The organism is Novosphingobium sp. PASSN1 (assembly GCF_002278815.1).
This window is the reverse complement of the sequence record NZ_NKIS01000009.1, coordinates 173,671-199,467: the sequence shown is the minus strand read 5'-3', so window position 1 is coordinate 199,467 and position 25,797 is coordinate 173,671. Positions and strand designations below refer to the sequence as shown.

25 protein-coding genes are annotated in these 25,797 nt (G+C 64.9%); 10 read left to right on the top strand and 15 right to left on the bottom strand.

Annotated features, from left to right (window positions below):
• Together CFE35_RS16055 and CFE35_RS16050 are read left to right on the top strand one after the other, a co-directional pair.
• On the top strand, positions 1-1,229 hold a 1,229-nt coding region (locus CFE35_RS16055; protein WP_292932023.1), incomplete at its 5' end, for a carotenoid oxygenase family protein.
• A 20-nt stretch (positions 1,230-1,249) separates the two neighbouring features.
• Complete coding sequence (locus CFE35_RS16050) at positions 1,250-2,863, top strand: AMP-binding protein (RefSeq protein ID WP_292932022.1); 1,614 nt, start codon at positions 1,250-1,252, stop codon at positions 2,861-2,863.
• 233 nt (positions 2,864-3,096) lie between these two features.
• Here CFE35_RS16050 and CFE35_RS16045 read toward each other — a convergent pair whose 3' ends face one another.
• The 3 genes from CFE35_RS16045 to CFE35_RS16035 are packed head-to-tail and all read right to left on the bottom strand — an operon-like array spanning position 3,097 to position 4,678.
• The gene (locus tag CFE35_RS16045) at positions 3,097-3,903 is read right to left on the bottom strand and encodes an SDR family oxidoreductase (RefSeq protein WP_292932021.1); all 807 of its coding nucleotides are present in this window, start codon (positions 3,901-3,903) and stop codon (positions 3,097-3,099) included.
• A 20-nt stretch (positions 3,904-3,923) separates the two neighbouring features.
• Complete coding sequence (locus CFE35_RS16040; RefSeq protein WP_292932019.1) at positions 3,924-4,277, bottom strand: antibiotic biosynthesis monooxygenase; 354 nt, start codon at positions 4,275-4,277, stop codon at positions 3,924-3,926.
• Entirely contained in the window at positions 4,274-4,678 is a 405-nt protein-coding gene (locus CFE35_RS16035; RefSeq protein WP_292932017.1) for a nuclear transport factor 2 family protein, read from the bottom strand. Before CFE35_RS16035 ends, CFE35_RS16040 begins: the two co-directional genes overlap by 4 nt.
• A gap of 157 nt (positions 4,679-4,835) precedes the next feature.
• Between CFE35_RS16035 and CFE35_RS16030 the strand changes: the two genes are divergently transcribed.
• From CFE35_RS16030 to CFE35_RS15995, 8 genes are all read left to right on the top strand, one after another.
• The gene (locus CFE35_RS16030; RefSeq protein WP_292932015.1) at positions 4,836-5,609 is read left to right on the top strand and encodes an SDR family oxidoreductase; all 774 of its coding nucleotides are present in this window, start codon (positions 4,836-4,838) and stop codon (positions 5,607-5,609) included.
• Between the two features lie 4 nt (positions 5,610-5,613).
• The gene (locus CFE35_RS16025; protein WP_292932013.1) at positions 5,614-6,039 is read left to right on the top strand and encodes a nuclear transport factor 2 family protein; all 426 of its coding nucleotides are present in this window, start codon (positions 5,614-5,616) and stop codon (positions 6,037-6,039) included.
• A gap of 3 nt (positions 6,040-6,042) precedes the next feature.
• Positions 6,043-6,834 carry an SDR family oxidoreductase gene (locus CFE35_RS16020; RefSeq protein WP_292932011.1) on the top strand — a complete coding sequence of 264 codons (792 nt, stop codon included), beginning with the start codon at positions 6,043-6,045 and terminating at the stop codon, positions 6,832-6,834.
• Between the two features lie 129 nt (positions 6,835-6,963).
• Positions 6,964-7,938: a thiamine pyrophosphate-dependent dehydrogenase E1 component subunit alpha gene (locus CFE35_RS16015; protein ID WP_292932010.1), complete on the top strand. Its 975-nt coding sequence runs from the start codon at positions 6,964-6,966 to the stop codon at positions 7,936-7,938.
• 19 nt (positions 7,939-7,957) lie between these two features.
• Positions 7,958-8,971 (top strand): alpha-ketoacid dehydrogenase subunit beta, encoded by a 1,014-nt coding sequence (locus CFE35_RS16010; RefSeq protein ID WP_292932008.1) that lies wholly within the window; start codon positions 7,958-7,960, stop codon positions 8,969-8,971.
• Between the two features lie 10 nt (positions 8,972-8,981).
• A complete protein-coding gene (locus tag CFE35_RS16005; RefSeq protein ID WP_292932006.1) occupies positions 8,982-10,433 on the top strand; it encodes a dihydrolipoamide acetyltransferase family protein in 1,452 nt (483 codons plus the stop codon).
• Between the two features lie 13 nt (positions 10,434-10,446).
• Positions 10,447-10,980, top strand: coding sequence for a VOC family protein (locus CFE35_RS16000; RefSeq protein WP_292932005.1), 534 nt, complete (start codon positions 10,447-10,449; stop codon positions 10,978-10,980).
• Between the two features lie 11 nt (positions 10,981-10,991).
• Entirely contained in the window at positions 10,992-12,002 is a 1,011-nt protein-coding gene (locus CFE35_RS15995; RefSeq protein ID WP_292932004.1) for an NADP-dependent oxidoreductase, read from the top strand.
• Between the two features lie 165 nt (positions 12,003-12,167).
• On the opposite strand, the gene CFE35_RS15990 is transcribed toward CFE35_RS15995, so the two are convergent.
• The 12 genes from CFE35_RS15990 to CFE35_RS15935 all read right to left on the bottom strand — a co-directional run bounded on the left by CFE35_RS15990 (position 12,168) and on the right by CFE35_RS15935 (position 25,753).
• Positions 12,168-13,511 (bottom strand): aromatic ring-hydroxylating dioxygenase subunit alpha, encoded by a 1,344-nt coding sequence (locus CFE35_RS15990; RefSeq protein WP_292932003.1) that lies wholly within the window; start codon positions 13,509-13,511, stop codon positions 12,168-12,170.
• A 16-nt stretch (positions 13,512-13,527) separates the two neighbouring features.
• Positions 13,528-14,052, bottom strand: a complete 525-nt coding sequence (locus CFE35_RS15985; RefSeq protein WP_292932002.1) for a nuclear transport factor 2 family protein — start codon at positions 14,050-14,052, stop codon at positions 13,528-13,530.
• A gap of 4 nt (positions 14,053-14,056) precedes the next feature.
• Complete coding sequence (locus CFE35_RS15980) at positions 14,057-14,566, bottom strand: nuclear transport factor 2 family protein (protein WP_292932000.1); 510 nt, start codon at positions 14,564-14,566, stop codon at positions 14,057-14,059.
• Positions 14,563-15,078, bottom strand: a complete 516-nt coding sequence (locus CFE35_RS15975; protein WP_292932033.1) for a nuclear transport factor 2 family protein — start codon at positions 15,076-15,078, stop codon at positions 14,563-14,565. Before CFE35_RS15975 ends, CFE35_RS15980 begins: the two co-directional genes overlap by 4 nt.
• Before the next feature lie 2 nt (positions 15,079-15,080).
• A complete protein-coding gene (locus CFE35_RS15970) occupies positions 15,081-16,460 on the bottom strand; it encodes an aromatic ring-hydroxylating dioxygenase subunit alpha (protein ID WP_292931999.1) in 1,380 nt (459 codons plus the stop codon).
• A 46-nt stretch (positions 16,461-16,506) separates the two neighbouring features.
• Positions 16,507-19,005, bottom strand: a complete 2,499-nt coding sequence (locus CFE35_RS15965) for a TonB-dependent receptor (protein WP_292931997.1) — start codon at positions 19,003-19,005, stop codon at positions 16,507-16,509.
• 205 nt (positions 19,006-19,210) lie between these two features.
• Entirely contained in the window at positions 19,211-20,209 is a 999-nt protein-coding gene (locus tag CFE35_RS15960; RefSeq protein ID WP_292931995.1) for an NADP-dependent oxidoreductase, read from the bottom strand.
• Between the two features lie 91 nt (positions 20,210-20,300).
• Positions 20,301-21,251, bottom strand: a complete 951-nt coding sequence (locus CFE35_RS15955) for an NmrA family NAD(P)-binding protein (protein WP_292931994.1) — start codon at positions 21,249-21,251, stop codon at positions 20,301-20,303.
• Positions 21,252-21,261: 10 nt separating this feature from the next.
• Positions 21,262-22,878, bottom strand: coding sequence for an FAD-dependent oxidoreductase (locus tag CFE35_RS15950; protein WP_292931993.1), 1,617 nt, complete (start codon positions 22,876-22,878; stop codon positions 21,262-21,264).
• A gap of 1 nt (position 22,879) precedes the next feature.
• Positions 22,880-23,653, bottom strand: coding sequence for an SDR family oxidoreductase (locus CFE35_RS15945; protein ID WP_292931991.1), 774 nt, complete (start codon positions 23,651-23,653; stop codon positions 22,880-22,882).
• Positions 23,650-24,942 carry an aromatic ring-hydroxylating dioxygenase subunit alpha gene (locus CFE35_RS15940; RefSeq protein WP_292931990.1) on the bottom strand — a complete coding sequence of 431 codons (1,293 nt, stop codon included), beginning with the start codon at positions 24,940-24,942 and terminating at the stop codon, positions 23,650-23,652. Before CFE35_RS15940 ends, CFE35_RS15945 begins: the two co-directional genes overlap by 4 nt.
• Positions 24,943-24,982: 40 nt before the next feature.
• Positions 24,983-25,753, bottom strand: coding sequence for an SDR family oxidoreductase (locus CFE35_RS15935; protein WP_292931988.1), 771 nt, complete (start codon positions 25,751-25,753; stop codon positions 24,983-24,985).
• Positions 25,754-25,797: the final 44 nt, after the last annotated feature.

Here is a 25,797-nt window from a genome sequence, read left to right as displayed (position 1 = left end):
GCCGCGTCTCGATGCGCAACCGCTGGGTGAAGACCGAGAAGTTCGAACTGGAAAAGGCCGCCGGGCGCCGCCTGTTCGGCATCTTCGGCAATCCGATGACGTCCGACCCCAGCGTGCAGGGCAAGCGATACAACACCGGCAACACCAATATCATCCTCCACGGCGGGCAACTGCTGGCGCTGATGGAAGGCGCGCCGCCGGTCGCGCTCGATCCGCGAAAGCTCGATACGCTGCACGAGGAGACCTATGGCGGGCTCGTCACCTCCAGCTTCTCCGCGCACCCCAAGATCGACTACGCCACGCGCGAGATGATCAACACGGGCGCTGCCATCCACGGCATGATGGGCCCGGCGGAAATGCGCTACGATGTGGTCGCGGCAGACGGCACGATCCGCAAGACCGAGATCATTCCGATGCCGCATTTCAGCCTGATGCACACCTTCCTGCTGACGGAAAACTGGGCGATCTTCCCGTTCATTCCGATCGATACCGACCTCAAGCGCTTTGCCGCTGGCGGGCCGATGACCGCGTGGGTGAACGACCGGCCGACCAAGTTCGCGGTGATGCCGCGCGAAGGCACCGCCGATCAGATCAAGTGGTTCGAGTTCGAACCGCGCCACATGTTCCACGAGCTGAACGTGTGGGAAGAGGACGGCAAGATCATCGCCGATGTCGCTGCCGCCAACGGCACCGCGCTGTTCCCGGACGAGACGGGCGCGCGGCGCACCCACGGCGATACGCAGCAGAGCCTGCGCCGCTGGACCATCGACCCCACCGGCAACACCGGCTGGATCAAGGAAGAAGTGCTCAACGGGCGCGACATCCAGTTCCCCCGCCCCGACGACCGCCTGATGACGCGCAAGAGCCGCCACAGCTTTGCCAACATCAACCTCAAATCGCGCGATGGACGCGTGGAGGGCATGGACGCGGTGCTGCGGTATGACACGCAGACGGGCGAGGAAGATATCTGGCACTTCGGCGCGGGCGCTGCGGCGGGCGAGCTTGTCTTCGCCCCCCGCCTTGGCAGCACCGACGAAGCCGACGGCTATGCGATGACGCTGGTTCACCCCGCGAACAGCGGCACCAGCGAACTGGCGATCTTCGCCGCCAAGGATATCGCAGCCGGGCCGATTGCCCGCGTCCTCATTCCCTTCCGCGTGCCCAGCGGCTTCCACTGCAACTTCTACGCCGAGGACAATCCGCTCTACCAGCAGACCCTCGCCAACTGACCTTCGAACGAAAGCATCCCATGACCACGATCCCCGCGCACCTTGCGCAATACGCTGCCGATGGCAGCTGGACCGACATGACCATCGGCGATTACGCGCGCCGTTGGGCCGAGACCGATCCCGACAAGGTCGTGTACCTCAATGATCCCGCTGCCCCGACTTATGCCAGCCTGCTGGCGGACGGCGAGGCACTGGCGCGGGCGCTGCGCGATCTGGGCCTGCGCACCGGCGAGGTGATCGGCGTTCAGGTGCCGAACTGGGTCGAGGCTTCGGTGATCAATCTCGCCGCCAATCTCGGCGGCTTCGTGATCGCGCCGATCGTGCCGATCTACCGCGATGCCGAAGTGATCCAGATGCTGGGCGATTGCGGGGCCAAGGCCTACTTCGTAGCGGAAAGCTTCAGGGGCTACGATTTCGCCGGGATGATGGACCGGGTGCGCCCGCACCTGCCCGATCTGAAGCACGTCATCTACGTGCGCCCCACCGAACGCACGCCCGATTTCGCCGCGCTGGTAGAACATGGGCGGGGCCTCAACACGCCGCTCGAGAAGGTCGACCCGAATGCGCTGAAGCTCGTTCTTTACACCTCCGGCACCACGGGCCGGGCCAAGGCGGTGCTCCATTCGCACAACACGCTGGACCGGGTGGCACAGTTCGGCCGCCAATATAGCGGCGTGCCGGGTGACGTGACGCTGATGCCCTCCCCCGTGACGCATATCAGCGGGTTTTCCGGCGGGCTGGAGAAGCCGTTCGCCTCGGGCAGTCAGGTCGTGCTGATGGAAGTGTGGAAGGCCAAGGAGGCGGTCGAACTGATCGACCGCTACGGAATCACTTCCACCGTCGCCGCAACGCCCTTCCTGCAGGAACTGTGCGATGCGGCGGACGCCGCCGGTTCCAAGCTCCCCACCTTCCGCCGCTTTGCCTGCGGCGGCGCAGCGATCCCTTCGGAGCTGGTCTACACCGCCAACAAGCGCCTCGCACACGCCTGCGCCTACCGCGTCTATGGCAGCAGCGAAGTGCCGCTGGCGACGCCGGGTGTCTTGCCCGAAGAAAGCCTTGAACTGGCCGCCGAGACCGATGGCCGGCCGCTCGATTATGAACTGCGGCTGGTGGATGACGACGGAAACGAAGTACCCCACGGCAGCGACGGCGAAATCCTCGTGCGCGGCCCGGCCATGTTCCTGGGTTATGCCGACGAAGCGCAGACGCGCGAGGCGCTGACCGAGGACGGCTATTTCAAGACCGGCGATATCGGCCGCATCACGCCATCGGGCTCGCTTGTCATCACCGGACGCAAGAAGGACCTCATCATCCGAGGCGGCGAGAACATCAGCGCCAAGGAAATCGAGGACGTGATGCATCTGCACCCCGCGATCAAGGAAGCCGCCGTCGTCTCCATGCCGCACGCGCGTCTTGGCGAGGGCATCTGCGCCTATCTGATCCCCGAAGGTGCGGATCATCCGGACATGGCGAGCCTTTCGGCCTTCGTCAGCGATGCGGGCCTTGCCAAGCAGAAGTGCCCCGAACGCATCGAATGGGTGGAAAGCTTCCCCCGCACCGCTTCGGGCAAGATCCGCAAGGATGTGCTGCGCGGCATGATCAAGGCGCAGATGGAAGCGGAGAAGGCAGGGTAGGCGCTGCGCCTCCGGCACCTCCCAAACCACACACGGTCCATACCGCCACACTTTCCGTCGCCCCGGGCTTGACCCGGGGCTAGGCTTCTATGGTCACGCGCTGCACCCGCAGAAAAGCCCAACCGCGGGTCAAGCCCGGGGTGACGAAGGCGGGGCGGCTTGGGCGAAAACGAAAAAGCCCCCTCTCCTTTCGGAGAGAGGGCTTTCAAGGCAGTGTATAAGCTGCGGTCTGATCAGTTCCCCGCCGCCTGAATCGCCGCCATTGCAGCGCCGATAGCAGCCTGGATCTCGCCCGGGCGCGGGTTGCGGCGCAGGGTCAGGCCGCCGTTGATCTGCAGGTTCTGGCCCGACATGAAGCAATCGTCGCTGACGACCCAGAGCGCGGCCTTGGCGATGTCTTCCGAAGTGCCGACACGGCCCAGCGGATATTCCTTGGTGAACGCATCGACGAGGCCGGGCACCGCGAACGACTGCTCGGTCATCGGGCTTGAGGTGAAGCCGGGCGAGAGCACGTTGGCACGGATGCCCTGCGGGCCATACTGGTTGGCGACGCAGCGGATCAGCGCCTCAGACCCCGCCTTGGTGGCGATATAGGCGGCGTGATCATCGATGATGCACTGCGTGGTGGCCGAAGAAATCTGCACCAGCGAACCGCCATGCGGCATCGCGCGGATGAACGCGCTGAGGAAGTAGTGCACGCCCTTCAGCTGCAGCGCGATGATCTGGTCGAGCTCGTCCTCGGTGATCTCGTGCAGGCCCTTGAGCAGGCCCCAGCCGGTAGCGTTGATGGCGATATCCACTTTGCCGTGCCGTTCCAGCACCGTGGTGGCAAGCGCTTCGACATCGGCCTTCTTCGACAGATCGCACAGCGCCCAATCGCCCGCGATCACCCCGGCGAAGCGCGAGAGTTCATCGGCCTTGCGCCCGGCGACGACGACTTTCGCCCCCGCATCGGCGAGGGTCTGCGCAATGTGCTGGCCCATGTTGCCCGCACCCGCCGCGCCGATCACGACGGCGACCTTGCCCGAAAGATTGGTCATGAGAGGTATTTCCTTTTCAATTAGGCCTTTGCGGTGAGAAAATTGGCGGTGGCCACGCCGTCGGGGCCATAGACCGGCTCCGAAATGTCACAGCGATACTTGCGCGTGTTTGCGCCCAGAATGGTGAAGCCCGCGAGGTGAGCGCCCATCTTGAAGTAGGATTCGGCGAGCAGATGCACGGCCAGATCCTCTGCCGTCTCCCACTCCTCGAACACGTGGATACGGCCCGGATTGTGCGGGTCGAGGCTCCACGCGTAGTGGCGGCAGCCCTTTTCGGCGAGCGCCATGTCGATCAGCGGCTGGGCGTCCTTCAGAACTTCATCACGGACTTCAGGCGCGAAATCGATTTCACCTGCAACAACGACGATCATCATTCATACCCCTTCAGAACTGCAAAGCTGCGGCTCTTGAAGAGCCAGGTCCCGCCGCGCTTGACGTAAGTGTCCTCATAGCGGCCGATGCTGCGGCGCAATTTGCCTTCGAGGTCTTCAAGCGTTTCGTTGGTGTAGACGCGGCCCGTTGCCGTATCGCCGTCGATGACGATGGCGGCGGTCTGCTGGAAGAAGCCCACGAACGCGAAAGTGCCCATCGCGCCCTGCCACAGGCCAACGATGGAGTCCTTGCCGTTCACCGTGGTGCCCGCCAGATCCCAGACGGCATCGTCCGCCCAGAGCGCGCCCCAGTCGGCCGCATCGCGCCGGAACACGGCGTCAGCGTAAGTGTCGTGCAGCGCGCGGATCGCGAGCTGGTCTTCGATTGGTCCGGCGATAGCCATGGTCTCTCCCGATCTTGGCCCAGATCTTGGCCCGATTTGAGCGGAGCCTAAGGCGATTCAGAAGGCTCAGAAACTATCATTTCCGCGCGCTGTCAGGCATCCGGATTTGGCTATTCTGGCGCGGCAAAAGCCCGGACTTGCCGGGCACGAACCATGGATGGAGAGCGCGATGGATCTGGGTCTCAAGGGCAAGAAAGTCATCATGAACGGCGGTGCGCGCGGCATCGGCCTCGAAATCCTCAAGATCCTCACCAGCGAAGGCGCGGACGTCGCGTTCTTCTCGCGCGATCAGGGCAAGATCGATGCCGCACTGGCCGTTCTTGCGGGCAATCCCGGCAAGGCGCACGGCGATGCGTTCGATATGACCGGCAACCTCGAAGGCTACGTCGCGTGGTTGAATGGCGCCGTGGAGAAGCTCGGCGGCTGCGACATCTTCATCAACATGGCGAGCGTTTCGGGCGCGGGTGCCACGCAGGATTGGCAGAAGTGCCTCGACGTGGACATCATGGCCGCGGTCAAGGGCATCGAGACGCTGACTCCGGCGCTGGAAGCCTCGGGCGCAGGCTCGATCATCGTGATGTCGTCCACCGCTGCGGTCGAGACCTTCATCATGCCGCAGGCCTACAACGCGATCAAAGCCGCGCTGATCACTTATGCCTCGCAGCTTGGCCAGGCGCTTGCGCCCAAGGGCATCCGTGTCAACACCGTGTCGCCCGGCCCGATCGAGTTCCCCGGCGGCAGCTGGGAGATGATCCAGGGCGCGATGCCGGACTTCTACAACAGCATCAAGGCGCAGATGCCGATGGGCCGCCTTGGCGCACCGGACGAAGTGGCGCGCTCGGTCGTGTTCCTCGCCAGCCCGGCCTCGTCCTACTCGACCGGCGTCAATCTGGTGATCGACGGCGGCTTCACCAAGCGCGTGCAGTTCTGATCTCATGACCAAGACACCGCGCGAACTCGCCGAGACCATGCTCGGCTGCATCGACAAGGGCGATTGGGCCGGGCTGATGGCGATCACCTCGCCCGATTATGTCGTACACGAGCCGCCGGAGCTTCCCTTCGGCGGCGACTGGAAGGGGCAGGATGCGCTGATCCGCCTGTTCCCCCACGTGTGGAGCTACTGGGACGACGTCGTGGTCGATCGGCTGGGCATCCTGACGGACGAGAACTACTTCTGCCTGCAGCTGCGCATGTCGATGACCTCGAAGCTGACGGGCAACCGCATCAGCACCTCGCTGGCAGAGACGACGCGCTGCGTGGACGGGCTGATGGTGGAATACACCATCCACTACCACGAAACCGCGCTCGTCGCCCGCGAAGCCGGCCCGCCGCGCCCCGGCGCGGTGAAGCTGGAGGGCTGAGGCATGGATCGTCTGAAAGGCAAAGTCGCCATCGTCACCGGTGCGGCCAAAGGCCTCGGCGCGGCGGATGCGCGGCTGTTCGTGGCCGAGGGTGCGCGCGTGATCCTTACCGACGTCGATGACGCGGCGGGCAGCGCGCTTGCGGCGGAACTGGGCGAGGCGGCAGAATACCACCGCCTCGACGTGACCAGCGAAGCGGCATGGGAAGCGCTCGTTGCCGATGTGGTAGCGCGCCACGGACGGCTCGACGTCCTCGTCAACAACGCGGGCGTCGTCGAATTCGGCGATCCCGAAACGCTGACCGAGGCAAATTACCGCAAGATCATGGCTGTCAGCATCGACGGCGTGGTGTTCGGCACCAAGCACGCCATCCCCGCGATGGCCGCGAACGGCGGCGGTTCGATCGTCAACATGGCCTCGATCGCCGCGATCCAGGGCGAGCCGACCTTTGCTGCCTATAGCGCCGCCAAAGGCGCCATCGACGCCTATACCCGCGCCACCGCCGCTTATTCGATCAAGAACGGGCGGGGCGTGCGGGCCAATTCGGTGCTCCCGGCGGGGATCGATACGCCGATGGTGCGCAGCCTTGGCGGCAAGCTGGCCGATCTGGGCGCAGCGGCCCCGGCGCACGACAACGCCACCGCGATGAACCGGCTGGGCGAGCCGGTTGATGTGGCGAACCTCGTCCTGTTCCTCGCCTCGGACGAGAGCCGCTTCATCAATGGACAGAGCCATGTGATCGATGATGGGGCTTCCATCATCGCCGGTGGAACGGTACCTCGCACAGATCGGTGATTGCGCGGAAATCCGCGCTTACCTATCACTTTTGCGGCTTCTCAAGCGTAGTGCTGGGTGGCCATGTCATTTGCATGATCTGCGCGCGGCCACCACCGCCCGCGCGGCCTCGTAACCGGGAGATTGAAGGTGCAACTGAGCCGCGACCAATTGCTGCAGGCCTATCGCCAGATGAAGGTCATCCGCGAATTCGAGGAACGCCTGCACGTCGATATCCAGACCGGCGAGATCGCCGGCTTCACCCACCTCTATTGCGGGCAGGAAGCCGTCGCGGTCGGCGTGTGCGAGCATCTTTCGACCGATGACAAGATCGTCTCCACCCACCGCGGCCACGGCCACTGCCTTGCCAAGGGCTGCGATGTTAACGGCATGATGGCCGAGATCTGGGGTAGCCGCGAAGGTTTGTGCAAGGGCAAGGGTGGCTCGATGCACATCGCCGATATCGACAAGGGCATGCTGGGCGCGAACGGCATTGTCGGCGCGGGCGCGCCGATTGCGGTGGGCGCGGGCATTGCCGCCAAGATCGATGGCAAGGGCCACGTTTCCATCGCCTTCTCCGGCGACGGCGCATGCAACCAGGGCACCACGTTCGAGGCGATGAACATGGCCGTCGTCACCAAGGCGGCGTGCATCTTCGTGTTTGAAAACAACCACTATTCCGAACACACCGGGTTCGAATACGCGGTCGGCACCGACAAGGACATCGCCAGCCGCGCGCAGGCCTTCGGCATGAAGGTGTGGCGCGGGGACGGCACCGATTTCTTCTCGGTCTATGAAACGATGCGCGAAGTGCTCGAATATGTTCGCGTTCCCGGCAATGGCCCGGCGGCGGTCGAGTTCGATACCGAGCGCTTCTTCGGCCACTTCGAAGGCGATCCGCAGCGCTATCGCGGCCCGGGCGAGCTTGATCGCATCCGTGAGACGCGCGATTGCATCAAGAAGTTCCGCGCCAGCGTAACCGGTGCCGGTCTGCTGACCGATGCCGATATCGATGCTGTCGATGCCGACGTGATGGACGCCATCGAAACTGCCGTGGCCAAGGCCAAGGCTGCCGACCGGCCCACCCCCGAGGACGTCCTCTCCGACGTCTATATCTCGTACTGAGCCCCCAGGAGCGCGACCAATGGCAAGAATGATGTATCGCGAGGCGGTCCTCTCCACGATCGCCGAGGAAATGGAGCGCGACGAGAACGTCGTGGTGCTGGGCGAAGATATTGTGGGCGGCAACGGCACCGCAGGCGGCCCTGAGGCCATCGGCGGCATCTGGTCGACCTCGACCGGCCTCTACGGCAAGTTCGGCGCAGACCGCGTGATCGACACCCCGATCTCGGAAAGCGCGATCATGGGCGCAGCGGCGGGCCTCGCGCTTTCGGGCAAGCGCCCGGTGGCCGAACTCATGTTCGCAGACTTCATCGGCGTTTCGCTCGATCAGATCTGGAACCAGCTCGCCAAGTTCCGCTACATGTTCGGCGGCAAGACCAAGTGCCCGGCGGTGATCCGCATGGCCTGGGGCGCGGGCTACAACGCCGCCGCGCAGCACAGCCAGGCGGTCCACCAGATCCTGACCGGGATGCCGGGCCTCAAGGTCGTGATGCCCAGCACCCCGGCCGACGTGAAGGGCCTGCTGCGCACCGCGATCCGCGATGATGACCCAGTGATCTTCCTGGAGCACAAGGCGCTCTACGGCGTGAAGGGCGAAGTGTCCGACGACAAGGACTTCATGATCCCCTTCGGCCACGCGCGCCTGACCCGCGCGGGCAACGATGTCACCATCGTCTCCACCGGCCTGCTGCTCGGCTTCTGCGAGGCCGTGGCCGACAAGCTGGCGGCGGAAGGCATCGGCTGCGACGTGATCGATCCGCGCACCACCAGCCCGCTGGATGAAGAAGCGATCCTCGATTCGGTCGAAGTGACCGGCCGCCTCGTGGTGGTCGACGAATCAAACCCGCGCTGCGGCTTTGCCGGTGATATCTGCGCGATGGTGGCGGAAAAGGCTTTTGCCAGCCTCAAGGCCCCCCCGCTCAGCGTCACCCCGCCGCACACCCCTGTCCCGTTCGCGCGCGAGCTGGAAACCGCGTACCTGCCCTCGATCCCCAAGATCGAAGCGGCGGTGCGCAAGGTCCTCTCCTACCGCTAAGGAAGCCGTCATGGCCGATATCCGCCCCTTCTGCATGCCCAAGTGGGGCATCGAAATGACCGAGGGCACCATTGCCGAATGGATGGTCCAGGAAGGCCAGGCGTTCACGCGCGGCCAGGTCATCTGCCTCATTGAAACCGACAAGATCACCAACGAAGTCGAAGCGGAATACGATGCCGTGCTGAAGCGCGTGCTCGTGCCCGCCAGCGATCAGCCGCACCCGGTGGGCGCGCTGCTGGGCGTGTTCACCGATGCCGCCACCACGGATGCCGAGGTTGACGCCTTCATCGCCGCGTTCAAGCCGGCGGAAACCGGGGTTGCCGCCAAGGCCGCCAGCGCAGACGCAGCGCCTGCTGCTGCCGCTGCGCCGGAACCGGCCCCTGCCCCCGCCGCTGCTGCGCCGAAGAAGATCGTCACCAACCGCCCGATCAGCCCCGAAGCCCTGAAGCTTGCCGAAGCCAATGGGGTCGATATCGAGCCCATCGCGGGTTCGGGCCGGGGTGGCCGCATCACCTATCAGGATGTGGTGCAGGCGATGCGCCCAGAGCAGGTCTATACGCCGAAGGGTCCCGCCGATCTGCCGCCGGTGGCGCAGGCGATCTATGCCTCGCCCCTCGCCGCGCGCCTTGCCGCGCAGTATGGCATCGACCTGAGCACGCTCAAGGGCACCGGCCCGCGCGGCCGTATCTCGAAGGCCGACGTGCTTGGCGCGGTAAAGCCCGCCGTGCCGGAAGCGGCCCCTGCCCCCGCGTTCGGTGCGCCCTTCGTGGCGGTCGCCAACACGCCGGTCGTCCAGCCGTTCGACAAGGTGCGCAAGGTCGTCGCCCGTCGCCTGACCGAAGCCAAGCAGACCATCCCGCACTTCTACTTGCGCGTTTCGGCGCGGGTCGATGAACTGGTCGCGCTGCGCAAGACGGCGAACGTCGTCATGGGCACCAAGGCTTCAATCAACGACTATCTGGTCAAGGCCGTCGCCATGGCGCTGGTCCGCCATCCGGATGTCAACGTGCAAGTCGCCGCCGAGGCGGTGCACAGCTTCCCCCATGCCGACGTGGCGATTGCGGTGGCGAGCCCCAAGGGCCTCGTCACGCCGATCGTGCGCCAGGCAGACCGGATGCACATCGCGCAGATCGCGGCCACCACCCGCGCCCTGATCGACAAGGCGCAGGCCGGACGGCTGAGCTTCGAGGACATGGACGGCGGTACGTTCTCCATCTCGAACCTCGGCATGTTCGGGATCGAGGAATTCGACGCGATCATCAATCCGCCGCAGGGCGCAATTCTGGCCGTTGGCGGGATCAACCGCGTCGCTGTGGAAACGGCAGACGGTGACATCGCGTTCGAGGGCCAGATCAAGCTTTCGCTCTCGGTCGATCACCGCGCCATCGACGGTGCGGCGGGCGCGGCCTTCCTGCAGACGCTGAAAGCGCTGATCGAAACGCCGGAATCGCTGTTCTCCTGATGGGGCGGGTAAGGTGATCGGCAGGCCCATCCGGCAGGTCGCCTATTTCTGCGCCGACGTGCGCGCGGCTGCGGCTGCGCACCACGCGGCGTTTGGCTCCGGGCCGTTCTTCGTGGCGGACAACATCCCCGTTGCGCGCTCGGTGCATCGCGGGGTGGAACGCGTGCTCGATCATTCCTCGGCCTATGGCCAATGGGGCGAAGTGATGATCGAGTTCGTCCAGCAGAACAATCCCGGCCCTTCCCCCTTCCACGACATGTATCCGGAAGGCTCGGGCAGCTACGGCATCCACCATACGGCCGTGTTCGTAGACGATGTGGATGCCGCGCTGGCCCAGCTCGAAGCGCAGGGCGCGCCTTGCGCCATGCGGGCGGAAATGGCCGATGGCTTCGTCTTCGCCTTCGCAGACACCACTGCCACGCTCGGCCACATGACCGAGCTTTACAGCCCGCGGCCCAGCCTCCTCGGTTTCTACGCGATGATAGCCAACGCGGCCCAGGATGGCGCACCGGAGCGCGACCTCATCACCACCATCCGCCTGCGCTGAAAGCCTCCCCCATGACCACCAACCGTTTCTGGCAGCTCGATGCCCATCCCAAGGGCGACGACTTCGCCAGCGCGCTCTCCTTGCGCGAGGAAGCGCTCCAGCCGCTGACCGAAGGGCAAGTGCGCATCGCCGCGCAGTGGCTCTCGATGGACGCGGGCACGCGCATGTGGATGAGCCCGCGCACCGATGGCTATCAGCCGCCCCTGCCGCTTGGCGCGAAGATGTCCGGCCTCGTGATCGGACGGATCACCGAAAGCCGCGATGCGGCGTTCCCCGAAGGCACCCTGGTGCGCGGCTTCGGCCAGTGGGCGGACTACTCCGTTGTCACCCCGGTCGAAGCCGGACTGATGGCGCTCGATGAAAGCCTCCCTGATCTGCGCGAGCATTTCGGTGCGCTCGGCATGAACGGCTGGACCGCGCTGCTCGGCGTGCGGGATACCGCGCGCATCCAGCCCGGCCAGTGGATCGCCGTCTCCGCTGCTGCCGGGGCCACGGGCAGCCTTGCCGTGCAGGTCGCGCGCAATCTTGGCGCCCATGTCGTCGGCATTGCGGGCGGACCTGCCAAGTGCGCCTACCTGACCGAGGAACTGGGTGCGGACATCGCCATCGACTACAAGGCCGACGATATCGCCGCGCGCCTTGCCGCCGAAGTGCCCGGCGGGCTCAATGCCTATTTCGACAATGTCGGCGGGCCGATTCTGGATGCGATCCTGCCCAACATGGCGCTGTTCGGCTGCGTCGCGGTTTGCGGGCTGGTTGCCGCCTATGATGCCGACAAGCCGCTGCCCGGCCCTGCGCGCTATGATCAGGTGCTGATGAAGCGGCTGCGGATCGAAGGCTTCTTCGTGCCCGATCACTTCGGCCGTGCGGAAGAGTTCATCCCCCCGCTGCGCGCTTGGCACGATGAAGGCCGCCTCGTTTCGCGGTTTGACGAAACGCCGGGCCTTGAAAACACGCTCGCCGCCTATGCACGGATGCTGGGCGGCGGCGCTATCGGGAAGGTGCTGGTGAAGGTGGCGTAGCACCCCGCACGGGCGTGTAAGCGGCCCAGCGCTGGAATACATCCAACAGAAGCGTCGGCCCGGACTTGATCCGGGCCTTGGCTTTCTTTTTTCCGGCGCTGCGCTGGAAGCAGAGCCTAACCCCGGGTCAAGCCCGGGGTGACGCAGAATGAATGAGCGTGACGTCTAGTCCGCCATCCACTTTTCCAGATTCTCGTGGAAATACCGCACCCGGCGTTCCTGAAACGCGAGGTAATCGCGCTTGTAGCCGCGCGAGTGCAGGCCGCGCTGCTGCTGCTCCCAAACCGACACGTCCTGATCGATGCCCGGCCCAGCGGAAACCTCGCCCCACTTGCCCTGCACGTGCGGCGCGGGGACCGAGACGTCGACCCATTCCGACATCGACTGCGAGTAGTACCGCGTCGTGCCCGCGGGGAAGAGCGTCATGTACCACATGTCGAAGTAGCACTTTTCCGGATCGGTCTCGTGCGGGCGGGCGCGCAGCCAGATGTTGCCATCGGGCTTGAGGCTGAACGAGAGGTTCGGGAAGATCGTGTAGTGCCAGTGATCGGTCAGCTGGTCATCGTGGTAGGTCGAGAAATCAAAGCCCTTCTCGGCGCCCTTCTCGCGCTTCGCTTTCTGCAGCGCTTTCCGGATCTCGCCCGTCTTGCCGCCGCGGAACTGAGCGGGATCGAGCCCCCAGAACTCCAGCTCCTCGCGCAGCATTTCGAGCGTTTCCGCCTCGCCGCCGCGCAGCTGCTTGGTCGGCCCGGCGCCCGGCATGAACATGCGCGCGTGGCCTTCGGGGTAGAGATCGAACTGGCACTGGCTATAGGCATATTCCATCACGAACTTCGTCTGCGGATGGACGAAGGGCACGTGATAGCTCTCGTTGAAGTTGTCCTGCACCAGCTTCCAGTTGAAGTTGCCCTCGATCGTCACCCAGTGCGTGCGGACCATCGCGTCCATCGGATACGTATCGATCTGATCGGCGATCGGCCCCATGAACTGGCGCAGTGGCGCAGCGTCGTTGTCCATGTTGATCCATACGAACCCGGCCCAGGTCTCACACTTCACCTCGATCAGGTTGAGCTTGCCGCACGGCGAACCCTGCACGAAATCAGCCTCATCCGGCACGACCTTGAGCTTGCCGGCAAGATCATAGGACCAGCCGTGATAGGGGCAGACGAGCCGCTTGGAGTTGCCCTGTTCACCCGAGACAACCGGCATCGCGCGGTGCTGGCACACGTTGTAGAACGCGCGCACCTGCCCGTCGTCGCCGCGCACGCAGACGATGGTTTCGGGGCCGAAATCAGCCGTCAGCCAGTCGCCCGTATTGGGGATCTGCGCCTGTGTGCCCGCGATCTGCCAGGTCTTGGTCCAGATCTTGTCCCACTCGCGGTCCGCCCATTCCTTCGAGAAATAGCGATCCGGCGTGATCGGCGCGTTGCCCAGCGCCGGATCGGCCAGCGGGGTAATATCGGCCAGCGACGTGGCGCGGGCGCGGGCGAGCTGTGCTTGAGTCGTCATGGGATGGTCTCCTGTTTCAGGCACCGTTGAAGTGGTTGTATGATGGATCGGCGTGGCCGCGTTCGCCAAATGCGTATCCCGGCATGGCGGCGCGGTCCCACATGTCGGTCGAAGCTTGTGCCGTGCTCCAGTCATAGACGGCATGGCGGTGCGACATCTTCCATGTCCCATCGCGCCGCTCGAACCGGTCGAGATAGCGCCCGGCGGCGACCATGAAGGTATCGCCGCTTTCGCCGGGGATGTGGTGGTGCGCGATGAAATAGGCCTCGCCCTGCGCCTTGTCGCCGTCCACCTCGATCAGCACGTTGCCGATCATGTGCTGGGTGCGGCGCATCCCGGCGAGCACTTCCATCACCCACGGCACGAAATCGGCGGCCGTGCCCTGATACATGCCGTGGTCGTCAGTGGCGTCGGGGTGGAACACCGCGCGCACCAGATCGGCATCGCATCGGTCGATCCCGCGCGCGAGGCGGTGGACGAGTTCGGTGCAGGCCATCTTGTCGAGCAGCAGCGCCACGCGGGGATCGAGATCAGCGGCCATCGGTTCAGTCTCCGGTATAGAGGGCATCGTCGGGCATGCGCTTGCCGTGGCGCTTCAGCGTACCGTAGAGCGGTCCGTCCCACTGCGCAGTCGAGGGACAATTCCGGCTCCAATCGAGCACATAGCGGCGGTGAAGCAAGCGCCATTCGTCGCCGCGTTTCTCCAGCCTGTCGAGATAGCGCCCGCCGACGTCCATTTCCTGCGGGCCATCGGGCGAATCGACTTCATGCCACGCGCGGCAATAGGTCTCGGCAGTTGCGCTCGCGCCGTCGATATCGATCAGCATGTTGCCGAGGAAGTGCTGCGTCCGCCGCATCGCGCCAAGTGCGGGCAGCACGGTTTCGGACCAGCCTAGCGCCGGGGCTTCGCCGGTGCCGTAATCGACCAGCGCATCGTCCCACCACACGCTTTTCAGCACCGCGAGATCGCAACGGTCGATCCCGCGCGCATAGCGGTTCAGCACATCCACGATCGCCAACCGATCGGCGACCTGCTCAGGGTATACCTTGCTCATCGGGTCCGCATCTCCTCGCGCCGGCAGCTGAGATCATCGGGGCTGCGCCCGCCCCACGGGAACATCGTGTCGCTGCCGGGCAAGTCGGCTGCGGGCTCATCACGCACCCAATCGACCAGTTCGGTGCGGTGCGCGATCTTCCACACGCCCGCGCGCCGCTCGTACCGATCTACGTAGCGCCCGGCGACGAACATGTCCCGCTCGCCGTCCTCCGCCACGATCCGGTGGTGCGCCTGAAAATAGACTTCGCCGAACGCTTGGGTCTCGCTTTCGAAATCGATCCGCACTTGCCCGATCATGTGGTGATTGGCCTTGTGCGGGGTGAGCACACGCTGCGCGAATTCGACGAAGCCCGCTGCATCGCCTTGCCAGCCAGCGCCGTAATCGGTTGTCGCATCATCGTGGAACACCGAGATGTGCAGCGCGGGATCGAGCCGGTCCTGCGCGCGCATGTAGTCGCAGCTGAGGTCGTAGATTGCCTGCCGCGAAACGAGACGGTCGAGCGCGTCCATCGTCACGCCCTTTCCAGATAGCTGTCGAGCGTCTGGTGGAACTGCCGGATGCGCGCTTCCTGATAGTTGCCCAGCGTCTGCCCGCGCTTCGCCGAGCCGAGAAAGCCCTGATACTGCAGCGCGAGGTTGTCGGTGTCCTGATCGTAGACCCCGCCCAGCCCCGGGTTCATCCCCGGCGCTTCGGCATAGGATTGCTCGACCGAAAGCCGCACCGGCTCGGGCGGATGCTCAACCGGGGTGCCCGGCGGCACCAGCTTGAGGAACATGAGATCGAACAGCGAGCGCGACGGATCATTGCCGATGGGCCGGAAGCGGTAGATCATCGGCAGCGAAACGCCCGGAAACAGGCACATGTTGGGGAACAGGTGATACTCGATGGAATCGAGCATCTCGCTGTCGGAATACATGTCCAGCGGGACGCCCAGATCGGCCGACATCTGTTCGCGCAGCTTCTCCGCCGCATAGGACCGCGCCGTCCGCCCTTCAGGCAGGACGCCGGGCGAAACGCGCATCCGGTCAAACAGTTCCTGCTCGGTCTGCGTGCCGGTGTAGTGCGGGCTCGCCACGCCGATGGTGTGGACGAAGCGCGTCACGTGATCGCTGAACAGATCATACTGCGCATTGGCGTCCGCCGCCGTCGGCAGCGCCTGAGAGTGCGTTTCGTAGACGTGGTAGGCTTCGAGGAAGGCCTCCTGCGCAGCCTTCCAGTTGGTCGGCAGTTCCTTCTGCACATGGAGCGCGATGCGCCGGTCAGCGAGATCCCAGCGGCCGGAGAAATGCTCGGCCAGCGGCCCCAGCTGTTCGGCCAGCGGGCGCGCTTCGGGATCGAGGTTGATGAAGATGAACCCGCCCCAGGTTTCCATCTGCACTTGCGGCAGGCTGAAATCCTCGTCCTTCACATGCGGGAAGTCCCACCGGCAGGGCACATGCGAAAGGCCCCCTTCGAGCGACCAGCGCCAGCCGTGGAACGGGCAGCGCAGTTCCATCGCATTGCCGCTGGTGTCCGACCGTTTGAGCTGGGTGCCGCGGTGGAGGCAGGCATTGCGATAGGCACGGATCTCCATGTCATCGCCGCGCACGATGAGCACCGACCACGGGCCGATATCGTAGGTGATGTAATCGCCCGCTTCGGGAATATGCTCCTCGCGCGCGGCCCATTGCCAGGTGCGCGCCCACATCTGGGTGAACTCGCGCGCCATGAAATCGGAGCTGGTGTAGCGGTCATATTCGATGTCGGCATCGCCAGCGAAGCTGTAGGCCTCGGCGATCAGCGCGGGCGGCACGTCCTGCCCGTCGGCGAGGATGATATCGCGCGTGCTCGGCCCGGGGCACCGAGCGGTTCCGGGCTCTGCAGGAAGAGGCAGGCTGGTTTCGAGGTTCATGCGGTTATGCTCCTTGTCACCCTGATCTGCCTCTTCCCGCTGATCATCAATAGCGGACGGTAAGCTGGAACCGCACCGTGCGCGGCATTGCGCCGTAGCCGATGATATCGCCCCGCGTGGCGTTGTTGGTGCCAGTGCCTGCCCCCGTCAGCGGTGCGGTGCCTCCGCCGATGAAGTAGAACTTGTTGGTCAGGTTCTTGCCGATGACAGCCAGCTGCCAGCGATCATTCTGGGCACCGATCCGGAGGCCCGCATCGAGCACGGCATAGCCATCCTGACGGGTATAGGGATCGCCGAAGCTCGATCCGAGATACGAGCTCGAGGTGCGCGTATCGACGTTGCCGCCGATCTTGAGGCTCGATCCGAGGTCGGTCTCATAGGAAACCCCGGCCGTCGCGGTCCATTCCGGGGCAGCCGAAGTCGGCGTACCGGAAAGGTCCTGCCGCTCGATACCGTTCACCTTCAGCGAGCAGCCCGCCGCAATGCTCTGGCCCGACCAGCACGGCGCGATGAAGTTGATATAGCGCGCGCGGTTGTAATTGAGTGTGCCGCGCAGCGTCAGGCCCGGGACCGAACGCGGCGCGTATTCCAGCTCCAGTTCGGCACCCTTCGAGCGCGCCGCACCGGCATTGTAGGTGACGTAGGCGAAGACCTGCGCGTTGAAGAAGTCGATCTGCAGGTCGGTGTACTTGTAGCTGTAGAGTGTCAGGTTCGCGCGCAGCTGGCGGTCGAACAGCGTGGTCTTGATACCCGCTTCGAAACCACGGCCCTTTTCCGGGTTGAACGCAAGGTCCGCGGAAGGATTGACGGTCACCAGCGAGGAGTTGATCGCGCTGTTGGAGAAGCCGCCCGACTTGTAGGCGGTCTTGTATGCGCCGTAGACCATCACGTCGGTTGTCGGCTTCCAGCTGATCGTCACGTCCGGCGACCAGTCGTTGAAGGTCTGGTCACCCGTCAGCACGCCGTTCGCCGCAGCGCTCTGCGGACGGAAGATACCGGTGAGCGCCGGGTTCACGTAAGGCTGCGTGAAAGTGCTCTTCTTGGTTTCGTGCGTGTAGCGCACGCCCGCGGTTGCTTCGACCGTGGGGAGGATCTTCCACGTCGCCTGACCATAGGCCGACAAGGTTTCGCCGTCGGTCGCCGATTCCTTGGAATAGGCGACATAGCGCATGCCCGTGGGCGCAGCCGAGTTCTCGAGACTGGCGAAGAGCACCGCCTGGAAGAAGTCCCGCCTGGTCTTCTGGTAAAGACCGCCGACCATCAGGTTGACCGGGCTGTCGAACTTGGTCTGTGCGCGCAGTTCCTGGCTGAAGGCGTGGTAGCTGGCGTTTTCCGTCGCCCACACGCCGCCGCCGAGGAAATCGCAGTCGCAGCCGAACTTGTTGTTGTTCCAGTTGTAGTTGGTGACCGAGTTGAGGGTGACGTTCTCCATGTCGTAGTTGACCGTGCCGGTCACCTGCCACGACTTGTAGGTGTTGTAGAGATCGCCGTTGGAACGCGCAAACGGGGTGGCCTGCGCGATGTCAACAGGGAAGTTGTTCTGGTAGATCTTGAAGCCGCCATCGCACTTGTAGGCCGGGTTCAGCGCGGTCGCGCCCGTCGGGCACCGCACTGCCGAATAGTTCCAGCCATTGCCGATGGTGTCGTTCCACGAACCCGAAGCCTTGAGCGTCGCGGTGAGGCCACCGCCGCCATCATACTTCAGCGTCGCACGCCCGATCAGCTCGCGCTCCTGCGGCTGATCGGCCGCGGCGGGGGCGGCGACGTGGTTGGTCGATACAAAGCCCTTGGCGACGTCGAGGGTCGGGTAATTCTGCGAACCGGCGGCATTGCGATACCAGCCGCCGAACATCTTCGAGCCACGCACCGCGAGGCGAAGGCCCCAGTTGTCGCCCAGCGGAGTCGAATAGATGGCCTCGCCGTAGAGCTGGCGGGCATTGGCCTCATAACCGATCCGGCCGATGATCTCGCGGTCCTTGCCGGGGTCCGCCGTGGTCAGGCTGATCACGCCGGCCGTCGCGTTCTTGCCGAAGAACAGCGCCTGCGGGCCCTTCAGCACCTCGACCCGGGCGAGATCGAAGAAGCCTTCGTTGATGACGCGGCCTTGCCCGTAATAGACGCTGTCCACCACGATCGCGACGGACTGCTCGATGCCGATCGAGGTCGCGTTGGAGCCAATACCGCGCATCGTGAGCTGCGCGCCTGCGCCGTTCGAGGCGCGCGCGACGGTGAACTGCGGCGTGGCGGCGGCAATCTTCTCAAGGCTGGTGAGATCGCGTGACTGGATGGTCTGCGCGCTGATCGCCTGCACGGCCACCGGAATGCTCTGCACGCTTTCCGAACGGCGGCGGGCCGTCACGATGATGTCTTCGACCCCGCTGGAGGCTGTGGTTTCCGCAGCCGCTCCGGCCTGCGGCGGGGCCTGCTCTTCAGCGGCCAACGCCGGGTTTGCTGCCAGCAGCGCTCCGGGCGCCAACAGGGCCAGAGCAGCGACACGCGCCGTGCTCGAAAGAAATTCCGGTCGCACCGATTTGGTGTGCTGCATTGTGCCTCTCCCGCTTCATGATGCCGCCGCCCGGATTCTTTCGCGGTACAGCTGACGGGTACAAGGGTATCAATCCAGCCCTTCTGCTCAACTGTTTATGCGCGTCTTAGATACTTTTGATAGGAAACCGGCAGGGGTGCCGGAACTGAGCCGGCACAAGCTGGCCCGCGAGCGCCATGCGGCGCGCGCGGGCCAGATGCCGGGATTACAGCTTGAGCAGCTGCTTGCCCTTGTTCGAGCCGGAGAACAGGCGCTGCAAGGTGGCAGGCGCGTTCTCGAAGCCGTGCTGGACGTCTTCGCGGTAGGCCAGGCGGCCTTCGTTCACCCACTTGACCAGACGGCGGCGGATATCCGGGAACTCGCTGGCCCAATCAAGCACGATGAAGCCCTGCATCCGCGCGCGGCGGAACACGAGGTTGAAGTAGTTTTCGGGACCGGCAGGCAGGTTGCCGGTTTCATAGCGGCTGATGCCGCCGCAGATCACCACGCGGGCATTGGTGGCGATGCACGCGAGCATGTCATTCAGGATCTTGCCGCCGACATTGTCGAAGATCACGTTGATCCCGTTGGGCGCGAGTTCCTTCAATTGCGCGCGGATCGGCCCGGCCTTGTAATCGATGGCGTGGTCATAGCCCGCTTCCTTGACGAGCCACTCGCACTTTTCAGGTCCGCCCGCGATGCCGATCACGGTGCAGCCCGCGATCTTGGCCAGCTGGCCGACGATCGAGCCTGTGGCGCCCGCCGCGCCGGAAACGACGACGACATCACCCGCCACCGGTTCGCCGACCTTGAACAGGCCGCAGTACGCCGTCACGCCCGTGGTCCCGAGGATCGAGAGCATCGCCGTCGGCGGCAGATCGGGCATCGCAGGAATCAGGCCATCGCCGTCATGGATGAGGTATTCGCTCCAGCAGATCGAACCGGCCAGCACGGTGCCGACGGGGAACTTGCCGCCATTGCTCGCCACGACCTCGACGATACCCGAGCCGCGCATCACATCGCCGATAGCCATCGGCGCGACGTAGTCGGCAATGTTTTCCATCCAGCCCTTCTGTGCCGGATCAAAGCCGAGGAAGTGCGTCTTGAGCAGCATCTGGCCCGGACCGGGTTCGGGCAGCGTGGTCGTCACCAGCTTCAGATCATCATCGTTGATCGGGCGGCCGCGCGGGTGTCCATTGAGCAGCCATTGGCGGGTTTCAGTCACGCGAGATCTCCCAGAAGTGTTGTGTTGTTGCCGAGACTAGCGGCAGTGCCGCACATCCGGACCTACCGAATTGAATGAGCCCGAAAGGGTACTAGCGCGCCATACCCGCCATACGGGTGGCAAGCGCCGGATCGCGCGGATCGTTCCAGTCCTGCCGCGCTGCCCATTCGGCAAGGCTGGCGGGCTTGTGCTTGAAGTGCCGCGCCATTTCCTCCGGCGTCACCACCAGCGGCGAGGTGGCTTGCGCGTTGTACCAGCGATAGAACTGAGCCATCCCGTCATAGATCGAGGCGGGCTTCACTTCCGCCGACCCCGTCACCAGCAGGCTCATGGCCGAGGCGAAATCGTCCGGCGTCAGGCTCTTGAACACGATCGCCTTGCCCGAGACCTTGCTCAGGGTCGCGGCAACCTCGTCGCCCACCAGCGCTTCCGGCCCGCCGACCTTGTAGCGCCCGCTGGGCAGGTCCGGATTGGTCAGCGCCTCGACCATGAAGGCCGCGACGTCATCAAGGCAGATCCACGAAATCCTGAGATCGGGCTTGGCCGGATAGGCAAAGATGCCCTTGTTCACGATGCCGGGCTTGTTCCAGCTGCGGATCATATTGTCCATGAACACGCGCGATTCGATGATCGCCCATTCGCAGCCGCTGCCCGCAATCGCGGCGATGATATCGCGCCGCCCGTCCATCGCCGGGCTGCCAATGTCCTCGTCAGTGATGTGGCAGCTGGTGTGGAAGACAATGCGCTTTACGCCGTTCGCCTTGCCTGCCGCCGCGATGCTTGCGCCCATCTTCTGCGCGAGGTCCCGGTCGAACACGAAGGGCAGGTGCGCGGCAATCGCGTCCATCCCCTTGGCCGCCGCGATCATCGAGGCTTCGTCGTAGATATCCGCCGCCACGGTTTCGACATGCGCGAACTCGGTGCCTGCCAGCGCCTGCGGATTGCGCAGCGCGGCCACCGGGGTCAGCCCCGCCGCGATCAGCCGGGTGAGCAGCGGATGCCCCTGGTCGCCCGTCGCGCCCAGTACCAGTATGCGCTCCATTTTGATTTCCTTATTGATTGGCGAGCCGTGCGGCTGTCCGCCCGGCAATGCATCCGAATGTCAGTGCTGGCCCCAGCGTGCCGCCTGCGCCTGCGTAAACGCTACCCGTGGGACACGCGATCACGTTGCCCGCGCCGTAAAGCCCGGGGATCGGCTCGCCGTTCACATCCAGCACTTGCGCCGCAGCATTTGTCCGCGCCCCGCCATTGGTGCCGAGTGCGCCGAGCTTGAGCTGCACGGCATGAAACGGCCCCTGATCCAGCGGCCCCAGGGTTGCCGCCGCGCTGGGGCGCGAACGGTCGCCGTAGAAATGATCGTAAGCGCTGACGCCGCGCCCGAAATCGGGGTCTTCGGCGGTTGCAGCATGGGCGTTGAAGCGCTCCACCGTCTGCACAAAAGTTGCAGCATCAACGCCGATCTTCGCGGCCAGTTCTTCCAGCGTATCGGCCGCGAAAACCCAGTCCGGCAGCGGATCGAACGGCATCACCGTGCCCAGCGGATAACGCGCGCGATATTGCGCATCGAACACCAGCCACGCCGGATTGTTGGGATAGTCATACGTCGCCGGATCGAACTGGTGGAACGCGCCCGCCAGCGAGGAATAGTTGTTCGCCTCGTTGCAAAACCGTCGCCCCGCGCGGTTGACAAGCAGGCTGTGCGGCAAGGTCCGCTCGATCAGCACTGGCGAAGCGCGCTGCTCGCCGCCCGGCCACTGCGCGCCGCTGGGGGAAAGCGTGGGTACCCACCAAGCCGAGGTCATGTTGCCCAGCCCTGCGCCGACGGACATCGCCAGTTTCAGCCCATCGCCGGTATTGCCTGGCGGCGAGGCCGGCATATCGAGCGGCCCGCGCAGGAAGGTTTTCTTGAGGCTCTCGTTCCACTCGAACCCGCCGGTTGCGAGAATGACGCCCCTGCCTGCGCGAATGCTGCGCCCGCCAGCAAACTCCACACCGACCACCCGGCCAGCCTCGACGATCAGCCGCTCGGCCTTCAGGCCCAGCTGCGGCTCGATCCCGCGCGCAAGGCAGGCTGCCAGCAGCCGCCCGACCATCGCCTGCCCGAACCCGCGCAAGTCCGCCTCCGCCCGGCGCTTCAGCTCCGCCGGATCGACGTACCCGCTGCTGCCGCCGAGCGGCGTTTCGCGCAGCATCATGCGCTGGATCACACCGTCGCTGAACACCTTCTCCGCCCACGGACCGAGCGTGGTGAAGTCGAACAGTTCGTTATCGAGCGCCCGCCCGCCTTCCGGTTTCGCACCGGGCCGGTCGAGGTAGTAGTCCGGATAGCTCGGCAGGATACTGACCGCGAGCGCGCCTGCATCTTCCAGAAACGCCAGCGCGCCGGGTGCTTCGCGCACGAACGCGCCCAGCACTTCGGGCTCCATCTCGCCGTGATCGAGACTGCCGAAATAGGCGAGCGCATCCGCCTCGCTGTCAGCCAGCCCCGCAGCCTGCATGCGGGGGTTGTTCGCCGCCCAGATGATCCCGCCCGAAACTGCTGCCGTGCCGCCCAGCCGGTCAGCCTTTTCGACCAGCGTGACAGACGCGCCCGCCGCATGGGCAGACAGCGCCGCCGCCATGCCCGCCGCGCCTGCGCCGATGATCAGGACGTCAGTCGTCTCGCTCACCTCACAGCCCTCCGGCGACATAGAGGCACTGGCCCGTGACCCAGCCCGATGCGGGCGAGCACAGGTAAAGCGCCGCCGCCGCGATATCCTCCTCGCGGCCATAGCGCTGGAGCGGGATGCGGATCATCTCGCGCAGCGCCTCGCGCGCGGCTTCATCGCCGGTGCGCATGCAATCGTTGAAGTTCTGCGTGGGGATCGGCCCCGGCGCGACGGCATTGACGCGGATCTTCGGCGCGAGTTCGCGCGAGAGCGTTTCGGTGAGGCTGTTCACCCCCGCCTTCGCCGCGGCATAAGGCCCGTTCTTCGCCTGCGGGCCGAACGCCGCGCGCGAGGACGTGCTGAGGATCACCCCGCCTGCCTCACCCATGGCTTTCGCAGCGACGACCGCGCCCATCCACACGGCCTTGAGGTTGAGGTCGACCTGTGCGTCCCAGCTTTGTTCAGTCGTCTTGGTCAGATAGCGCGGATTGCCATCGGGGATGCCGCCGGCATTGTTGACCCAGATGTTCACCGGGCCAAGCTCTGCCGCAGCCCGCGCGGCAAGGTTTTCCAGCGCATCCATGCTGGTGGCATCGGTCGGCACCGCGAGGGCGCGCCGCCCGCGCGCGCGGATTTCCTCGGCCACGGCCTCGATGTCCGCCGCCGTGCGTGCGCCCAGCGCGACGTCTGCGCCCGCTTCGGCCAGCGCGATGGCGATGGCGCGGCCGATGCCCTTGCCCGCGCCAGTGACGACAGCCACTTGTCCGTCGATGCGGAAACTTTCCAGAATGCTCATGCCGGCTGCGCCTCGCGTTCCATCAGGGTGATGCGCGGATCGTTGGGCCAGACCCATTCCTTGCCGATGACCTGCTTCACCGCGAGGTGCTCCGGCACGTTCTCCAGCCCGATCATCTTGTCGCAGGTCTGGTGGAAGCTGTAGATGCGCGCTTCCTGATAGCTCAGTGGCACGGACTTGAAGCCGTCGCTTTCCATCGACTTCTGGATCGCCTCGCCGAACTGGGTGTCTTCCTGGATGATCGGGCTCATATCGCGCCCGCCCTTCCCGTCCGGCACGGTCCACAAGTCCGGCGTGGGGCCATCACCCCAATCGAGTGCCATGGTGATCAGTTCGAGCCGGGTGGTGTTCAGCGAGGTCGGCCAGAAGATCAGCGGCGGAATGAAGAAGTTGGAGAGCGGCGAGACCCAGTTGGGGAACATCGTGTAGCTCTGCGTGGTGCTGCGGCCGAGTTCGCCCACCGTCTCGATCTGCTTCCATTCGGGCGGGCTGTCGATCGCGCGCACGTGTTCGCGGTTGGTGTGCTGCGGCGCAGGCGCGATCATCCGCGCGTGGCCATGGGGGTACATCGTGTTGACGTTGCGCTTGTGATCGACCAGCGGCGCGACCGTATCGGGATGGATGAAGGGCACATGGTAGACTTCCATGTTGGCCTCCATCGCCACCTTCCAGTTGCAATTGAGGTGGAAGGAATTGCGCGCGGCGAGCTTGATCTTGTCGAACGCGAACTCCTCCCACTCGTCCCAGATCGGCCCCATCCAATCGCGCAAGCTCATCGCATTGTCGTCGAGGTTCACGAAGATCAGCTTGCCGTACATCTCGCAGCGCACGCCGATCAGGCTGCGGCACGACTTGTCGAAATTGCTGCCGAAATCCTGCGATTCCGGCACGCCGATCAGCTCGCCGTCGGTCTTGTAGGTCCAGTTGTGATAACCGCACATCAGGCGCGGCGCGCGCCCGCTCTGCTGCGTGACGACCGGCGCGCCGCGGTGGCGGCAGGTGTTGTAGAACGCGCGGACCTTGCCATCCATGCCGTGGACGATGATCAGCGGCTGTCCCGCGTTGTCCCACTGCATGAAGCTGCCCGGTTCGGGCACTTCATCGAGATGCGCGGCGAACAGCCAGCTCTTCTTCCAGATGTGCTTCTGCTCGAGGTCGTAATACTCCTGAGACGTGTAGCGCCCGGCGGGAAGGTCCGGCAGCGGCGGGAAGCCTTCGGGCGGGCTCCCCCGCGCCGCTTCCCATTCCATCAGACGCTTGATCGTGTCGACCGTCTGCTGATCCATCATCTGCCGCACTCCTTTTCGGGCTATCGCCACTGAGCCGAATTCAGGCGTTCCCTGCGATCACCGATTTCGCATCGTCCGCGCGGATTGCCGCGCCGTTGATGAACTTGCTCTCGTCCGAGGCGAGGAACAGCACCGTGTAGGCAATGTCGTCCGGCTCACCGAGCTTGGTGATCGGTCCGGCGTTGAGCGCCTCTTCCGCGCCGCGCATCAGCGCCGCCTGCCGGCCGACTTCCATCACCATCGGCGTCAGCACGCCGGCCGGGTGGATCGAATTGCAGCGGATGTTGTAGCCGCTCTTGGCGCAGTGAACGGCCACCGCCCGCGTCAGCGCCTCAACCGCGCCCTTGGCCGCGCAATAGGCCGCAACCGCGCTTTCGCCCTGCACCGAGGCGATCGAGGCCATGTTGATGATCGATCCGCCACCCGTTTCCTTCATCACGCGCACCGCGTGCTGGCAGCCGAACCAGGTGCCGTCCGCGCTGACGGCCATGATGAAGCGGTAGTCCTTCTCGGTCTGCGTCTCGATATCGCCAAGCTCGACCACGCCCGCGTTGTTGACGAGAATATCGAGCTTGCCGTGGCGGAGGGCGACGTCGTCGACCAGCACCTTCCATTCGGCATCATGCCGCACATCGAGGTAGCGGAACTCGGCCATTTCGCCCAGTTCGGCGGCAACGCGTGTCCCGTTTTCACGGTCCACGTCGGTGAGGACGACCCGCGCGCCTTCGCGCACGAACATGCGCGCATCCGCCTCGCCAAGGCCCTTCGCGGCCCCTGTGATGATCGCGACTTTGCCTGCCAGCCTGCCCATACCCGAATGTCCTCTCAATTATGCAAGTTCCCACCAATTCACCC

Bases quoted from the DNA above. Each gene is read 5' to 3' on its own strand.
- CFE35_RS15995 (WP_292932004.1), top strand. From the start codon at position 10,992: ATGACCACCAACCGTTTCTGGCAGCTCGATGCCCATCCCAAGGGCGAC.
- CFE35_RS15985 (WP_292932002.1), bottom strand. From the start codon at position 14,052: ATGGCCGCTGATCTCGATCCCCGCGTGGCGCTGCTGCTCGACAAGATG.
- CFE35_RS15980 (WP_292932000.1), bottom strand. From the start codon at position 14,566: ATGAGCAAGGTATACCCTGAGCAGGTCGCCGATCGGTTGGCGATCGTG.
- CFE35_RS15970 (WP_292931999.1), bottom strand. From the start codon at position 16,460: ATGAACCTCGAAACCAGCCTGCCTCTTCCTGCAGAGCCCGGAACCGCT.
- CFE35_RS16010 (WP_292932008.1), top strand. From the start codon at position 7,958: ATGGCAAGAATGATGTATCGCGAGGCGGTCCTCTCCACGATCGCCGAG.
- CFE35_RS16005 (WP_292932006.1), top strand. From the start codon at position 8,982: ATGGCCGATATCCGCCCCTTCTGCATGCCCAAGTGGGGCATCGAAATG.
- CFE35_RS15955 (WP_292931994.1), bottom strand. From the start codon at position 21,251: ATGGAGCGCATACTGGTACTGGGCGCGACGGGCGACCAGGGGCATCCG.
- CFE35_RS16040 (WP_292932019.1), bottom strand. From the start codon at position 4,277: ATGATGATCGTCGTTGTTGCAGGTGAAATCGATTTCGCGCCTGAAGTC.
- CFE35_RS16045 (WP_292932021.1), bottom strand. From the start codon at position 3,903: ATGACCAATCTTTCGGGCAAGGTCGCCGTCGTGATCGGCGCGGCGGGT.
- CFE35_RS15990 (WP_292932003.1), bottom strand. From the start codon at position 13,511: ATGACGACTCAAGCACAGCTCGCCCGCGCCCGCGCCACGTCGCTGGCC.
- CFE35_RS16020 (WP_292932011.1), top strand. From the start codon at position 6,043: ATGGATCGTCTGAAAGGCAAAGTCGCCATCGTCACCGGTGCGGCCAAA.
- CFE35_RS16035 (WP_292932017.1), bottom strand. From the start codon at position 4,678: ATGGCTATCGCCGGACCAATCGAAGACCAGCTCGCGATCCGCGCGCTG.
- CFE35_RS15945 (WP_292931991.1), bottom strand. From the start codon at position 23,653: ATGAGCATTCTGGAAAGTTTCCGCATCGACGGACAAGTGGCTGTCGTC.
- CFE35_RS16025 (WP_292932013.1), top strand. From the start codon at position 5,614: ATGACCAAGACACCGCGCGAACTCGCCGAGACCATGCTCGGCTGCATC.
- CFE35_RS15975 (WP_292932033.1), bottom strand. From the start codon at position 15,078: ATGGACGCGCTCGACCGTCTCGTTTCGCGGCAGGCAATCTACGACCTC.
- CFE35_RS15935 (WP_292931988.1), bottom strand. From the start codon at position 25,753: ATGGGCAGGCTGGCAGGCAAAGTCGCGATCATCACAGGGGCCGCGAAG.
- CFE35_RS16030 (WP_292932015.1), top strand. From the start codon at position 4,836: ATGGAGAGCGCGATGGATCTGGGTCTCAAGGGCAAGAAAGTCATCATG.
- CFE35_RS15965 (WP_292931997.1), bottom strand. From the start codon at position 19,005: ATGCAGCACACCAAATCGGTGCGACCGGAATTTCTTTCGAGCACGGCG.
- CFE35_RS16050 (WP_292932022.1), top strand. From the start codon at position 1,250: ATGACCACGATCCCCGCGCACCTTGCGCAATACGCTGCCGATGGCAGC.
- CFE35_RS15940 (WP_292931990.1), bottom strand. From the start codon at position 24,942: ATGATGGATCAGCAGACGGTCGACACGATCAAGCGTCTGATGGAATGG.